The 13,360-nt window shown below is 72.6% G+C and carries 13 protein-coding genes; 1 reads left to right on the forward strand and 12 read right to left on the reverse strand.

Annotated elements, in window-relative coordinates; genetic code table 11:
• From ABDZ66_RS01630 to ABDZ66_RS01665, 8 genes are all read right to left on the reverse strand, one after another.
• Positions 1–1,059, reverse strand: a complete 1,059-nt coding sequence (locus ABDZ66_RS01630) for a c-type cytochrome (RefSeq protein ID WP_343755328.1) — start codon at positions 1,057–1,059, stop codon at positions 1–3.
• A complete protein-coding gene (locus ABDZ66_RS01635) occupies positions 1,056–1,616 on the reverse strand; it encodes a cytochrome c-type biogenesis protein (RefSeq protein WP_343755329.1) in 561 nt (186 codons plus the stop codon). Before ABDZ66_RS01635 ends, ABDZ66_RS01630 begins: the two co-directional genes overlap by 4 nt.
• A complete protein-coding gene (locus ABDZ66_RS01640) occupies positions 1,613–2,200 on the reverse strand; it encodes a TlpA family protein disulfide reductase (protein ID WP_343755331.1) in 588 nt (195 codons plus the stop codon). The genes ABDZ66_RS01635 and ABDZ66_RS01640 overlap by 4 nt, the downstream gene beginning before the upstream one ends.
• Before the next feature lie 102 nt (positions 2,201–2,302).
• On the reverse strand, positions 2,303–4,279 hold the full coding sequence (locus ABDZ66_RS01645) for a heme lyase CcmF/NrfE family subunit (protein WP_343755837.1): 1,977 nt from the start codon (positions 4,277–4,279) through the stop codon (positions 2,303–2,305).
• Positions 4,280–4,377: 98 nt separating this feature from the next.
• Complete coding sequence (ccmE, locus tag ABDZ66_RS01650; RefSeq protein WP_343755333.1) at positions 4,378–4,869, reverse strand: cytochrome c maturation protein CcmE; 492 nt, start codon at positions 4,867–4,869, stop codon at positions 4,378–4,380.
• Entirely contained in the window at positions 4,866–4,997 is a 132-nt protein-coding gene (gene ccmD, locus ABDZ66_RS01655; RefSeq protein ID WP_343755335.1) for a heme exporter protein CcmD, read from the reverse strand. Before ccmD ends, ccmE begins: the two co-directional genes overlap by 4 nt.
• Positions 4,990–5,712 carry a cytochrome c biogenesis protein CcsA gene (gene ccsA / locus ABDZ66_RS01660; protein WP_343755337.1) on the reverse strand — a complete coding sequence of 241 codons (723 nt, stop codon included), beginning with the start codon at positions 5,710–5,712 and terminating at the stop codon, positions 4,990–4,992. Before ccsA ends, ccmD begins: the two co-directional genes overlap by 8 nt.
• Before the next feature lie 293 nt (positions 5,713–6,005).
• Positions 6,006–7,817: a S8 family serine peptidase gene (locus ABDZ66_RS01665; protein ID WP_343755339.1), complete on the reverse strand. Its 1,812-nt coding sequence runs from the start codon at positions 7,815–7,817 to the stop codon at positions 6,006–6,008.
• A gap of 170 nt (positions 7,818–7,987) precedes the next feature.
• On the opposite strand from ABDZ66_RS01665, the gene ABDZ66_RS01670 reads away from it, so the two are divergent.
• On the forward strand, positions 7,988–10,468 hold the full coding sequence (locus ABDZ66_RS01670) for a tetratricopeptide repeat protein (protein WP_343755341.1): 2,481 nt from the start codon (positions 7,988–7,990) through the stop codon (positions 10,466–10,468).
• Positions 10,469–10,644: 176 nt separating this feature from the next.
• Here ABDZ66_RS01670 and ABDZ66_RS01675 read toward each other — a convergent pair whose 3' ends face one another.
• From ABDZ66_RS01675 to ABDZ66_RS01690, 4 genes are all read right to left on the reverse strand, one after another.
• A complete protein-coding gene (locus ABDZ66_RS01675) occupies positions 10,645–11,358 on the reverse strand; it encodes a heme exporter protein CcmB (RefSeq protein ID WP_343755343.1) in 714 nt (237 codons plus the stop codon).
• Positions 11,355–12,008 (reverse strand): ABC transporter ATP-binding protein, encoded by a 654-nt coding sequence (locus tag ABDZ66_RS01680; RefSeq protein WP_343755345.1) that lies wholly within the window; start codon positions 12,006–12,008, stop codon positions 11,355–11,357. Before ABDZ66_RS01680 ends, ABDZ66_RS01675 begins: the two co-directional genes overlap by 4 nt.
• Positions 12,005–12,679, reverse strand: coding sequence for a cytochrome c biogenesis CcdA family protein (locus ABDZ66_RS01685; RefSeq protein WP_343755348.1), 675 nt, complete (start codon positions 12,677–12,679; stop codon positions 12,005–12,007). Before ABDZ66_RS01685 ends, ABDZ66_RS01680 begins: the two co-directional genes overlap by 4 nt.
• Before the next feature lie 271 nt (positions 12,680–12,950).
• On the reverse strand, positions 12,951–13,334 hold the full coding sequence (locus ABDZ66_RS01690; protein ID WP_425544385.1) for a penicillin-binding protein: 384 nt from the start codon (positions 13,332–13,334) through the stop codon (positions 12,951–12,953).
• Between the last annotated feature and the right edge of the window lie 26 nt (positions 13,335–13,360).

A 13,360-nucleotide genomic window follows, 5' to 3' on the forward strand; every position in this document is an offset into this window, starting at 1 on the left:
TCAGCGGCTCCCGGTGTCCTGCCAGCTTTCCAGCAGGTTCAGCAGGGCGTTCAGATCGCTGGCCTTCAGGTCCGGGAAGGCGGGCATGGCCCCCTTGCCCTGCACGATGACCTGCCGCGCGGCCTCGCGGGTCAGGGCCGAGTCGCGCAGGCTGGGGCCGATCCCGCCGCCGCCGCTGGGACCGTGGCAGCTGGCGCAACTGGCGGCGTACACGCGCAGGGCCGGGTCACTGTCGTTCTGGCGGGCGCGGATGGCGGTGATCAGGTCGTCGGCGTCCCGGCCGCCGGGATCCAGGGTGCGGTAGCGTTCCAGCGCCGTCAGCGCCTGATCGTCCTGCCCGAAACGGGCCAGCGCGAAGCCCAGCAGCAACTGGGATTCCGGTTCGTCCGGCGCGAGCTGCGCGCCCGTGCGGATCAGCAGCGCGGCCCGCCGGGCGTCCTCGGCACTCAGGGGCTGGCCGCTCTGCTCGCCGCGCGTGAGGAGCAGGATGCCCAGTCGCCGCAGCGCCTCGGGTTGCCGGGGGTCGAGTTTCAGGGCGTTCCCGTACGCCGTGACCGCCTGATCGTACTTCGAGGAATCGAACGCCGCCTTCCCCCACGCGAGGTAATCGGCGGCCGCGCCGGTCCGCTCGGCCTGCGCTTTCAGGCCCGGCAGGCGCAGCGTGGCCTGCACGTTCGCCGCCTCGGCCGGTTGCAGGGACGCCAGTTGCCAGCGCGGCACGAACGTCACGGCCCCCACGGCGATCAGCGCAAACGCGGCGACCAGCGCGCCCAGCGCCAGGGTGCGGGTGCGCGGCGCGGGGCGCGGGCGGGGCGGCAGGGCGTCCAGGGCGCGCAGGGTCAGCGCGGCGCGGCGTTCCAGGTCCGGGCGGCGGCGTTCACCGTCCGGCCCGTCCGGCAGCGCGGCCAGTTCGGCGTACAGCTGCGCCTGCTGGGCGCTCAGGCGGTCGCGTTCCGGGGCGTCCGGGTCGCTGGGCTGCCCGGAACGCAGGGGTTCCAGCACCAGCCACAGCGCGGCTCCCACGATCAGGATCAGCAGGATCAGGCTCGGGACACTCACGCGTTTCCTCCGTCCGGGTGGTCGCCGGGCGCGCGGGTCTCGCGGCGCACCTGTTCCAGGAACGGGTCGAAGGTCTCGTCCGGTGCGGGTGTGGCGGCCGCACGGGGCGCGCGGCGCAGGAACGACCACAGGAACACGCCGCCCAGCGCCAGGGCCAGCAGCGGCGCCCCCCACAGCAGCAGGTTCCGGCCGGTGCGGGGCGGGTCGAGCAGCACGAAATTCCCGTACCGCTGCGCGAAGAACACGTAGATGTCCCCGTCGGTGCGTCCGGCCGCCACCTGTTCGCGCACGGACTGGCGCATCTTCACGCTGATGTCACTGCGGGAATCCGCGATGGACTCGCCGGTATCGCACAGCGGGCAGCGCAGGTTCTTCTGGATGGCGAGTGCCCGCTGCTCCTGCACGGCACTCAGGGCCGGGCCGGACGGCAGACTGGACGTGGCGTCCTGCGCCGCTGCCCGGCTGCCCAGCAGGGCCAGCAGGCACAGCAGCGCCGCCAGCAGCGGCCACCGGAGCAGAGCGGGGATGTGGGCGCGGCGGGACACGGCGTGCGTCACAGCGGGGGCACGCCGATCTTTTCCAGGCCGGCATTCAGGCGTTCGCGCGTCAGGCCGCCCCGGTCCATGTGCTGCACCACGCCGTCACGGTCGATGAACACCGTTTCCGGAATGCCGCTCACGCCGTACTCCACCCCGGTATCGATGCGGGGGTCTTTCAGGTTCGGGTACGCCAGCGCGTACTCGCGGATGAAGTCCCGCGCGTTCTGCTCGTTCGTCTCCTGGAACAGGATGCCGACCACCGCCAGGCCCTGCGCGCCGCCCTGACGGGTACTCAGTTCCCGGAACATCGGGGCTTCCTCACGGCACGGGCCGCACCAGGACGCCCAGAAGTTCAGGACCACGGGCCGGCCCCGCAGGCTGTCCAGGCTGACCTTCACGCCGTCCAGGCTTTCCAGCGCGAAGGCCGGGGCGGGCTTGCCGATCAGGGGGCCGCCGGTCGTGGCGTTCCGGGCGGGTTGCAGCAGCGCCGCGCCCAGCCCGGCGACCAGCCCGGCCGCGACCAGCGGCGGCAGGAATCGCCGCCACGCGGGCGGGGCGGAGGTCGGTGCAGGAGGGTTGGCCGGAGGGGGTGTATGGGTCATGGAAGTCCTTTTCAGGCTGGCGGGCCGTCACGGGCGTTCAGGCGGAAGCCGCCAGGGCAGGGGAGAGGAAAGGAATCGAAGGCGTGAAGCGGGGGGGGAGCTTCAGTCGGTCGCGGCGGCCAGTCCGGACGGCGCGCGCACGGTGGCCCGGCGGGGCGAGGCCAGCGTCAGGGCCGCGCCCACGCAGATGATCAGCGTGCCCCACCAGATCCACGACACCAGCGGCGACTCGATCAGGCGCACGCTGGCCCACTGGCCCCTGGGGTCCACGCTGGTCATCACGAGGTACGTGTCACCCAGCGGGCCGTAACGCACGGCAGGCGCGGGGAAGGCCGTGTCGCCGCCCTGCGTGTACGTGTTCAACCGTGCCTGGAAGGGCCGCCCGTCGATCTGCACGTCCGCGACCACGGACTTCCCGTCCGGGCGGGTCACGGCGTTCAGGCCGGTCAGCTGCAGCCGCTCGGCCAGCAGCGTGACGGGCGCGGCATTCAGGTTCAGGGTCACCTGCGCGTCCCGCCGGAACGACCCGCTGAACGCCAGTCCCAGCGCCACCACGATCAGACCCAGGTGCGCCAGGTACGCCCCGTAGCGGCGCGGCTGCGCGCCCAGCGCGGCGCCCAGCCCCCCGGCCTGCCGGGCAGCGCGGGTACTCAGCAGGATCAGGCCGATCACGTTGTACGCCGACAGCGCCAGCGTGCCCAGCACCCCGGCGTGCCGCACGCCCAGCGCGAACGCGGCCGCGGCCGTGACCACGCCGCCCGCCAGCAGCGGCAGCAGCGCCCGCCACAGGCTCTGGCCGTCCGCGCGCCGCCACGGCAGCAGCGGCCCCACGCCCATCAGCGCCAGCAGGCCCAGGCCCAGCGGAATGGCGAAGGCGTTGTAGAAGGCCGGCCCGACGCTGGCGTCGCGGCGTCCCTGCGCGGCCTCCACGAACGTCGGGAACAGCGTGCCCACCAGCACCATCACCGCGAATACCAGGAACAGCCAGTTCCCGGCCAGGAACGCTCCCTCGCGGCTCAGCGGGGCGGGCGGGTCCGTCTCGTCGCGCAGGGCCGGGGCGCGCCACGCGGCCAGCAGCGTGCCCGACACCAGCAGGAACGCCAGGAAACCCAGGAACACCGGCCCGACCGGACCGCCCGCGAAGGCATGCACGCTCTGCACGATGCCGCTGCGGTTCAGGAAGGTGCCCAGCACGGTGCTGGAGTACGCCAGCACGATCAGCCACACGTTCCACGAGCGCATCAGGCCCCGGCGTTCCTGAATCTGGATGGAATGCAGGAACGCGGTGGTCAGCAGCCACGGAATGAAACTGGCGTTCTCGACCGGATCCCACGCCCAGTACCCGCCCCAGCCGAGCGTCTCGTAACTCCACCAGCCGCCGGCCACGATCGCGGCCGTCAGGAACGCCCAGGCGATCAGCGTCCAGCGGCGCGTGACGACCACCCAGTGGTCCGACAGGCGGCCCGTGACGAGCGCCGCGACCGCGTACGCGAACGGCACGCTCAGGCCCACGAAGCCCAGGTACAGCAGCACCGGGTGCACCGCCATCATCCAGTGGTTCTGCAGGGCGGGGTTCGGGCCGCGCCCGTCGAGCGGCACGCTCGCCACCGGCGTGAACGGCGAGGCGACCGTGGCCACCACGCCCACGAAGAACAGCAGGCTCACGAACATCGCGCCCAGCGCCCAGGGCCGCAGCGCGTCGCGGCGCAGCGTGAGGCTCAGGATGAACGTGAAGCCGCCCAGCAACCACGCCCACAGCAGGATGCTGCCCTCCAGCGCCCCCCACAGCGCCGTGACCTTCACCCAGGTCGGGGAGGCCCGCATGGAATGCTCGGCCACGAACCGCACCGTGAAGTCGTCACGCAGCAGCGCCTTCAGCAGGATCAGGGTGCCCAGGGTCAGCAGCGCGAACACTGCCCAGGTGGCGCGGCGGGCCGCCTCGGTCACGTGGGCGTCGCCGCGCAGGCCGCCCAGCACCGCCAGCAGCAATCCCGCCACGCTGAAGGCCAGTGCGCCCAGCAGGCTCAGCTGTCCCAGCGCGCCCAGCGGACTGGCGGAGAACGAGATCAGGTTCAGCAGATTCACAACGGGTTACCTCTCTGGGGGGGCCGCGCAGGAGCGGCGCGCGGGGCCCGCGGCGGGCAGGCCCCGCGCGGCCGGGCGTGAACGGAGCAGGGCTACTCGGTGGTCCGGAGCAGGTCCTTGAGTTCCGCCTGCGTCTTGGGCACGTTGTACTCCTCGCTGTGCTTCACCACGAGGTCCGAGGCGTGGAAGGTGTCTCCCTCGAACTCGCCGCGCACGACCACACCCTGGTTCTCCTTGAACAGGTCACTGACCGCCCCCCGGTACTGCACGGGGAAACTGGCCCCGCCGTCCGAGACGGTGAAGCGCAGGTTCAGGGACTGCGGGTCGTACTGCACGTCCCGCACCAGACCGCCGATACGGATGGCGCGGCCCTGAAGCTGCGCCTGCTGCTGCCGGTACTCGGTGGGCGTCACGAAGTACTCCAGCGAGCGGTTCAGGTTCCCGAGGGCGATGAAGCCCGTCAGACCCACCAGCGCGGCCACGCCCAGCACGGCGGGCCAGGGACTGCGCCGCCGCCGCCGCGCCCGGCCCAGCGGGGCGGCCGGGGGCAGGGGAGAGGACGGCCGGGGGGAAGGCACGTTCACCGGGGCGCCTCCGGGAGCGGCTCGTCGCGCACGGCGCGCAGCCGCAGCCAGATCCACGCGAGGTACCCGACCAGCAGCACGAACGTCACGACGTACACGATCACCACGTACGCGGTGTACTTATCCACGGGCCACCTCCGCGCGGGTGTGCGCCGCGCCCAGTTCGTTCATCAGTTCGCGTTCCTCACGGGCTTCCTCACGGGCGGCCAGTGCGCCGCGCACCCGCAGCATGTACAGGTACAGGAACGTGAAGGCCACGACCGCCACCAGCAGCACCCACCCGTAGATGGGCGCCGCGTCGAAGCGCATCTTGCCCAGCAGTTTCAGCGTCTGCGTCTGGTGCACGCCGCGCCACCACTCGACCGCCATGTAGTTCACGGGCACGTACAGCGTCCCCACGATGCCCACCACGGCCGACACCCGCGCCCGGCGTTCCGGGTCGTCGATCAGCGTGCGGATCAGCAGGTACCCGCCGTACACCACGAGGCTCAGCGCGGTGGTCGTCAGGCGCGCGTCCCACACCCAGTACGTGCCCCAGGTGGGTTTGGCCCACAGCATCCCGCCCACGATGGTCACCACCGTGAACAGCACCCCGATCTCGGCGCTGGCCATCGCCAGCCGGTCCCAGCGGCGCTGACGCTGCAGGAGGTACAGCAGCCCGAACAGGCCCGTGCCGCCGTACGCGAGGTAACTCAGCCACGCGCTGGGCACATGCACGAACATCAGCCGCACCAGCGACCCCTGATTGATGTCCAGCGGCGCACTCAGGCCCAGTCCGACCGCGATCAGCAGCGTGACCAGGGTCGCGCCGCCCAGCAGTGTTGTCGTGAGGTCTCTCTTCATGTCGCTCCTCATTCTGAACCCCGGACGTGAGTCGGGACCGTGACGGTCACCGCGCCGGGCATTCCAACCGAATGCCCGCAGCATCGCGCCCAGGCGCTCACGCGGGCAAGTGCGAGTGTCCCCGTCACCTGTCCCTGTCGCCCCCCGCAGCAGACGGACGGCGGTCTCCTGCCACACGCGGGCGCGGCCGGGCATCCCTGGGGACGCCCGGCCGCGCTTGTACGGATTTCCACTTCTCTCCTGCTCGCCTCCGCTCGGATGGAACGGTCGTCACCGTTCCATCCGAGTCCGGATTACTGCTTGACGATGCGGTCCACCGACGCCTTGCCCGTGTAACTGGTGGGGGCGTTCAGGTAACCCTTGAGCACCACGCGCCAGTTCCCGGCCACCGGACGCGGCACCGACACGGCCTCACCGGTGCTGGCCCCCTGGGCGCTGGACCCCACCAGCTGCCCGGCCGGGTTGTACACCTCCAGGTCCAGGTCGTAGGCGGGGTTGCCCCACTCGGTCGAGACGCGCAGCACGCTCGCGCCGGACGGCACGTTCAGGACGTAGCTGTCCTGCGCGTTCTGCACGCAGTTCACGGTCGGGCCGCACACGGCGGTCTGCACCGTGCCGGTCCAGCCGGGCAGCGCGGTCGTCTGCACCGTGAAACGGTTGGGGTTCAGCTTGGCCGCCTCGCGCACCGCCGCGTCGGCGTTCACGTAGCCGTACCCGACCTCCCACTCCTCACGCTGCTTCACGACCACCTGGGCGGGATCGAAGCCGTTCGTGGCGGTCGCCACGTAGTACATGTTGCGGCTGGTCTTGCTGAAGATGTTCAGGACGCCGTCCATGTTCAGTTTCGGGTTGGCTTCCAGCATCAGCGCCACCACGCCGCTGATGTGCGGGGTCGCCATGCTGGTCCCGCTGATGGTCGAGTAGCGCGGGTTGTCGGTGTCGGGCGCGGTCGTGGCGGCCAGACCGGTCAGGGCGCGGGCGGCGCTGATCTTCACGCCGGGCGCGGTCACGTCGGGGTGCACCAGCGCGTCGCCGGGCCGGCCACGCGAGCTGAAGTCCGCCAGGTAGCCTTTCTTGTCACCGGCCGCGACGCTGATCACGCAGGGGCTGGCCGAGTAGGGGTTGAGGGTATTGGCGCCCGGGCCCTCGTTGCCGGCGGCGAACACCACGACCATCCCGGCGTCGTAGGCGCGCTTGGCGGCGATGCTGATCGGGTTGTACGGCGCGAACTCGCCGCTGCTGCCCCAGGAGTTGCTGATCACGCGGACGTTGTACGTCTCGCGGATCTCGGGTTTCATCAGGTAGTCGAAGCCCTGCAGCGCGTACAGGATGCTCAGGCCGTCGCCGGCGCCCACGCCCACCAGGGTCGCGCCGGGCGCCACGCCGCGGCGCATGCGGGTGCTGCCGGCCGAGGCGGCGCCGCTGCCGCCGATGGTGCTGGCCACGTGCGAACCGTGCCCGCTGCTGGTGTCGGTGTTGGGCAGGTCCACGTACAGGTACCCGCCGGCCGGGGTGTCGGTGATCGGTCCGACCAGCTTGACGTTCTTGGCGACGTGCGCCAGGTCGGGGTGCGTGCCGTCCACGCCGGAATCGATGATGCCCACGCCGATGCCCTTGCCGCTGACGCCGTAGGAGCTCTGGGCGGTGTCGGCCCCGATGAACTTCACGCTCTCGGCCAGCTTGTAGTCCAGCGGCGCGTCCTGGTAGATCGACGCGAGGCCCGGCAGGTTCGCCTTCAGGCTCTCGATGACCTCGGGGGTGATCAGGGTGCGGACCGCCACGATCGGCAGGTTCTCGAACGCGCCCAGCCCGTCACCCAGGTCCACGTCCCAGGTGGAGTCCATCCACGTGATGGCGCGGCCCTTGCTGCTGTCATCCAGGAAGGTCAGGATCAGCGTGCCGGTCTGGCCGTAGCGCATGTTGCTGTCCACCTGCACGCCGGTGGGTTCCTGGGCGTACAGGGCGCTGCACGCGGAAGGCGCCGTACCCTGCGCCGTCAGGTTGCCCTGCGGCGCGGCGGCGCGCAGGGAGCCCTGCGGGGTGCTCTGACCGCAGGCGGCGAGAAGGACCGTCAGACCCAGACCAATCGTGGACACTTTCTTCATCGTGAACTCCTTGTTACTGCGGGGATGGGACCGGTGAGGCGTGCCGTCATTCAAGCAGGCGGTCCTCAAAAAAATCGCAAACACCCCCGTTCGGGCCGGTCATTGCGCCGCCCACCAGCCACGGCCGTTGGGGGGAAGCCGGCCCGAAAGACGCGCCCTATAGTGGACAGATGGTTCCACTGCCCCTGCGTCTGCTGCCCCGGTTGGACCGGGCCAGCGGCGTCGTGGCCCCGGTCGACGCCGGAGCGAACCAGTCCGCGCTGCTCGCCTGGGCGGCCGCGCGCGGCTGGACCACCCAGCGCACCCCGCCCGACCCCGATCAGCGCAACTGGCTGTGGTGCCCGGAACGCCGCGCCGACCTGGCCCACCTGCCGCCCGAGCAGGCCGGCGCCCTGGTCCTCAGCGGCGCGGACCTGCTGCTCGACGCGGCCGACTGGAGGGCCGCGCTGCCGCAGCTGAGCGCCGACCAGCAGGAAGCGACCCTGGCCTACAGCGGCGGCTGGCCCGCCGCGCTGCCGCTCGCCGCCCGGCTACCGGACGACCCGGACCCCCACCTGCACCCGCTGGCGACCGCGCTGCTCTCCCCGCTGCTGCCGCCCGGCCCCCTGCTGGCCAGCGCCGCCCGGCTGGCCGTCGCCACCCTGGTCACGCCCACGACCGCCGCCCTCCTGAACGTGCCGCGCCCCGACGTGGACGCCCTGCACGGCGGCGGGTGGCTGTGGCCCGAACGGGACGGCTGGACCTTCCCCGCCCCGCTGCGCCGCCTGCTGGCCCCCCACCCGGACCCGCACGACGCCCGGCAGGCGGCCCGCGCGCTCGAGGACACCCACCCGGACGCCGCGCTGGACACCCTGGCCCGCGCCGGCCTGTGGGACGAACACCTGAACCTGCTGGCCCGCGTGGCCCGCGCCGGGCAGGGCGAGGGCAGCCTGCGCGCCGCGCTGCGCCGCCTGCCGGAAGCGTGGCGGGCCGCGCCGCCGGCCCTGTACCTCGCCGGACTGCTGGCCCGCGCCGCCCACGACCCCCACAACGCCGAGGCGCTGTACACCCGCGCCCTGAGCGGCCCCCTGAGCGGCCCCCTGAGCGCCACCGTCCACAACGCCCGCGGGGTGGTGCGCGCCCTGCAGGGCGACACCGAAGCGGCGCTGCGGGACTTCGGGCGGGCCGCGCAGGGGCAGGGCGTCACGGCCGGCGAGGCCGGGTACAACCGCGCCACGCTGCTCGTGCAGCTCGGCCAGCACGCCGAGGCGGAACGCAGCCTGCAGGACGCCGTCGCCGCCTTCCGCGAGGCGGGCGACCTGCCCCGCGAGGCCCAGAGTCTCGAAACCCTGGGCGCGCTGCACTTCGGGCGCGGCCTGCTGCGCGAGGCCCTCGGCCCGTACCGCCGCGCGCTGGCGCTGTTCCTGCCGGACCACCCCCACGACGCCGCCCTGACCCACCTGAACCTCGCCGAGTGCCACGTCTACCTGGGAGAACTCCCGCATGTCGAGCGGCACCTCGACGAGGCCGTCCGTCTCGGCGAGCAGCACCCCTCGGCGCAGACGCTCGGCTGGCTGCGCCGCGTGAAGGCGCTCATGGCCCTGCAGGCCGGGGAGCCCGCGCAGGCCCTGGCGCTGCTGGACCGCATTCAGTCCGACGACCGCACCCTGCAGGCCGAGACGGCCCTGCTGCGCGCCCGCGCGTACCGCGAACAGGGGCAGCTGGCCGCCGCGCACAGCGCGCTGCGCGGCGCGGGTTCCCTGGGCCTGCGCGCCGATCTGGAAGGCGCGCTGCTGGGCGACGACGGGTACAGCGGCGACCAGCACAGCGCCCTGGACGCCGTCATCGCCGCCGCCCGCCGCGAGGAGGCGCGGCTGGAACTCGTGACCGCGCTGCTGCACCGCGCCAACCCCGACGACCTGCGCGAGGCACTCGACCTGATCCGCACGCACGGATACCTGTCCCTGCTCGGCAGCCGCGCCGCCGCGCCCCTCACCAACCTCGCGCAGGACCCCGCCACCCGCGCGCTGTTCCCGCTGCGCGTGCAGACGCTCGGACCGCTGCGGTTCACGCACGCCGGACGGCAGGTGCAGCTCAGCGACTTCCCGACCCGCAAGAGCGCCGCGCTGCTGGTCGCCCTGGCCCTCAGCGAACACCCGCAACCCCGCGAGACGCTCGCGGAGCGCTTCTGGCCCGGCGCGAAGAACCCGCTGGCCAGCCTGCAGACCGCCGTGTACCACCTGCGCTCCACCTTCGGCGTGCCGGTGGTCGGCACCGAACGCGGCCTGCTGTACCTGCTGTTCCCGGTCAGCAGTGACCTCGGCGAACTGCGCCGCCTGCTGCGCAGCCAGGACCTGAAGGGACTGGCCGAGCTGCTGCGTCCCCTGACCGCCCCGCTGAGCGTCCTGCCGGACCTGCCGGTCGAACTCGGCGAGGAGCGCGCCGAGGTCGAACGCCTGCTGCACGACGCGCTGCGCGTCCACGCCAACGCCCAGCCGGACACCGACATCCGCCGGCGTGACGCGCTGCGCATCCTGATCGCGGCCGACCCCATGGACACCGACAGCCGCGAGGACCTGATCCGCTGGCACGAACTGCACGGCGAGCACGAACTCGCCGAGAGCGAACGGCAGCATCTGCGCGAGACTCGCGCCGCGCTGGGCCTCGACTGATACGGACTCCGATTGAATGGGCTGCAAAGCCCGTTCAATCCGAGCGGATGCGACTCGGAGAGCTGCGCCGCAGAGAAGGAGCAAAACGGGTTCCGGACGTGGAGTTGACGGATCGGTGGCGTTCCTATCTGTGAACGAAACAAACGGCAGTCCGTATGAGGCAGCGGGAACCCGGTTCAGCCCTCGGCGGCGTAGGGGAACAGCAGGGTCGCCAGGATCACGGTGCCCAGATCGAACGCCGCCAGGAAGGTCAGCCAGGTGCCCACCTCGGCCGTCCACCCGTCCGAGAGGAGCAGCGACGTGGCCTTCACGGTCGCGATCACGGCCGGCACCAGGATCGGGAAGGCCAGCGCCGGCAGCAGCGCCTCGCGGGCCCGCAGGCTGACCGTGACGCTCCCGTAGAAGGTCGTGCCGGCCGCAAAGCCGAGCACGCCCAGAACGGTCGTCAGCGCCAGGGCCGCCCACGGCACCGCGCGGCCGGCCGCGCTGACCGCCTCGGCCGCACCGAACAGCACCAGTCCGGCCGGGACCGTGAATGCCGCGACCAGCAGCAGCGGCCCCAGCACGCCCAGCAGCTTGCCCAGGTACAGCGCTCCGTGCGGGCCGGGGTACAGCAGCAGCTGCTCGAGCGCGCCGGCCTCCTGCTCCTGCGCGAAGGCCCGCTGCGCTCCCACGGCGGCAGCCAGCGCCAGCGCCGTCCAGATCGACCCGGCGGCCAGGGCCGCTCCCTGTGCGTCGCTGCGCACCGTGCCGCTCAGCGCCAGGCCCAGGATCAGCAGCACCAGCCCCGCGAAGAAGGCCGTGGCGAGCAGCGTGTCGCGGGTACGTCCGGCCACACGCAGGTCCTTGCCGGCCACCGCGCGGATCACGCGCCCCGCCTCCCCGTTCACGCAGACTCCGTCAGTTGCCCGGCGTGCAGCCGCAGGGTACGCGGGGCCACCTGCCGCGCCAGGGCCGGTTCGTGCGCCGCGACGACCAGCGTGCGCCCCCCGGCCCGCAGTTCGCCCAGCAGCGTCAGGACCAGCTGACGGCCGGCGTCGTCGAGGTTCGCGAACGGTTCGTCCACCAGCGTGACCGGCCGCGCCAGCAGGTGCGCGCGGGCCAGCGCCAGCCGCTTGCGCATGCCCGCCGACAGGAACCGCGTGCGGCGCGTGGCGGCGCCGTGCAGGTCCACGCGGCGCAGCGCGGCCCCCACGTCGCCGGACTGCCCGTGCATGGTGAGCGCGAAGTTCAGGTTCTCCTCGCAGGTCAGGTCGGGGTACAGGCCGCCGTCGACGGGCATCAGGTGCACGGCGTCCCGCACGGCGCGGCCGTCGCGCAGGTCGAAGCCCAGCACCCGTCCCTCGCCGCGGGTGGGTTTCAGGCCCGATCCCAGCAGGCGCAGCAGCGTGGTCTTCCCGGCGCCGTTCTCGCCGAGCAGGGTCAGGCCCTCACCGGCCGTGACGTCCAGCGTCACGCCACGCAGGATCACCTCACGGCCCAGGCGCAGCCAGACGTCCCGCAGCTGCAGCGCGAAGCCCGGTCCGGCCGGGGCGCTCACACCCGCAGCCAGTCAGGGGTCACCTGATAGAAGAACGTCGCCAGACGCGTGAACTGCCCGGTCAGCATCAGCAGGCCCACCGCGACGAGGACCGCGCCGCCCACCCGCTCGAACACGCCGGAGAAGCGGTTCAGGCGGCGCAGGTTCAGCCGGTGCCACAGCAGCGCGGCCAGCAGGAACGGCACGGCCAGCCCCAGCGTGTAGGCGGTCAGCAGCGCCACCCCGCTGCCCAGGCTGGCCGTGCTGGCCGCCAGGCCCAGAATGCTGCCCAGCGCCGGCCCCAGGCACGGGGACCACCCGAACGCGAACGCGGCGCCCAGCGTGACCGGCCCGTACCCGCCCGCGTCGGCCAGGGCGCGGGTGTCACGCATCAGCAGCGGCAGGCGCACCACCCCCAGCATCACCAGTCCGAAGAACACGATCAGCACGGCCGAAACCTGCCCCAGCAGCGCCTTGTGCGGCGCGAGCAGGCTACCCAGACTGCTGGCCGTCGCGCCCAGCGCCACGAAAACCAGCCCGAACCCCAGAACGAACCCCAGGGCGCGCGGCAGTGGCGCCCGCGCCCCGCCGATCACGCCCAGGTAACTCGGGACCAGGGGCAGCACGCAGGGACTCAGGAACGACACCAGCCCCGCCACAAAGGCCACCGCGAACGTCGGAGAGGCAGTCATACGCCGCGCAGTCTAGCCGCCGGACGGTCCCGCGCAGCAGAGGCGGGCGTCCCGGTCCCCTCGCGGCGGGCTCCACCCGGTGGGAATCCGCCCGGACGGGGGGAGCGGCGGCTCATGCGGACCGCTGTTGGTTTCGTTCACAGACCGGAACACCACCGATCTGTCAACTCCACGTCCGGAACCCGTGTTGCTCCTTCTCTGCGGCGCAGCTCTCCGAGTCGCATCCGCTCGGATTGAACGGGCTGCAAAGCCCATTCAACCGGAGTCCGTCTTACTCGAGCCGGCCGTCGAAGGTGCCCTCCCAGACGTTCAGAATGCGGCCCTCCTGCACGAGCAGTACCGCCGGGTACGTTCCCACCCGCAGCGCCCGCGAGAACCGGGTGGCGCCCTCGCCCTGCCACGCCTGCAGGCCGCCCGGTGCGGGGGACGGGCGGCCCTCGGCGTTCACGGCCCGGACCGGCAGGCCGCTGCCCAGCAGGGCGCCCCACAGGGCTCCCAGGTCGCCGCAGTCGTGCGTGTACACCACCACGACCTCCCGCCCGGCCGACACCCACGGATGCGCGGGCAGCGGCTCGCCCAGCCGCACGCGCGCCCCGGCCAGTGGGGCACCGAGAATCAGCAGCAGGGACAGCAGCGGCGCGCGGCGCAGGATCATGCCGCCCATCATGCCTTGCCCGGCGC

Origin of the sequence: Deinococcus depolymerans, from assembly GCF_039522025.1 — a bacterium.
GTDB lineage: Bacteria > Deinococcota > Deinococci > Deinococcales > Deinococcaceae > Deinococcus > Deinococcus depolymerans.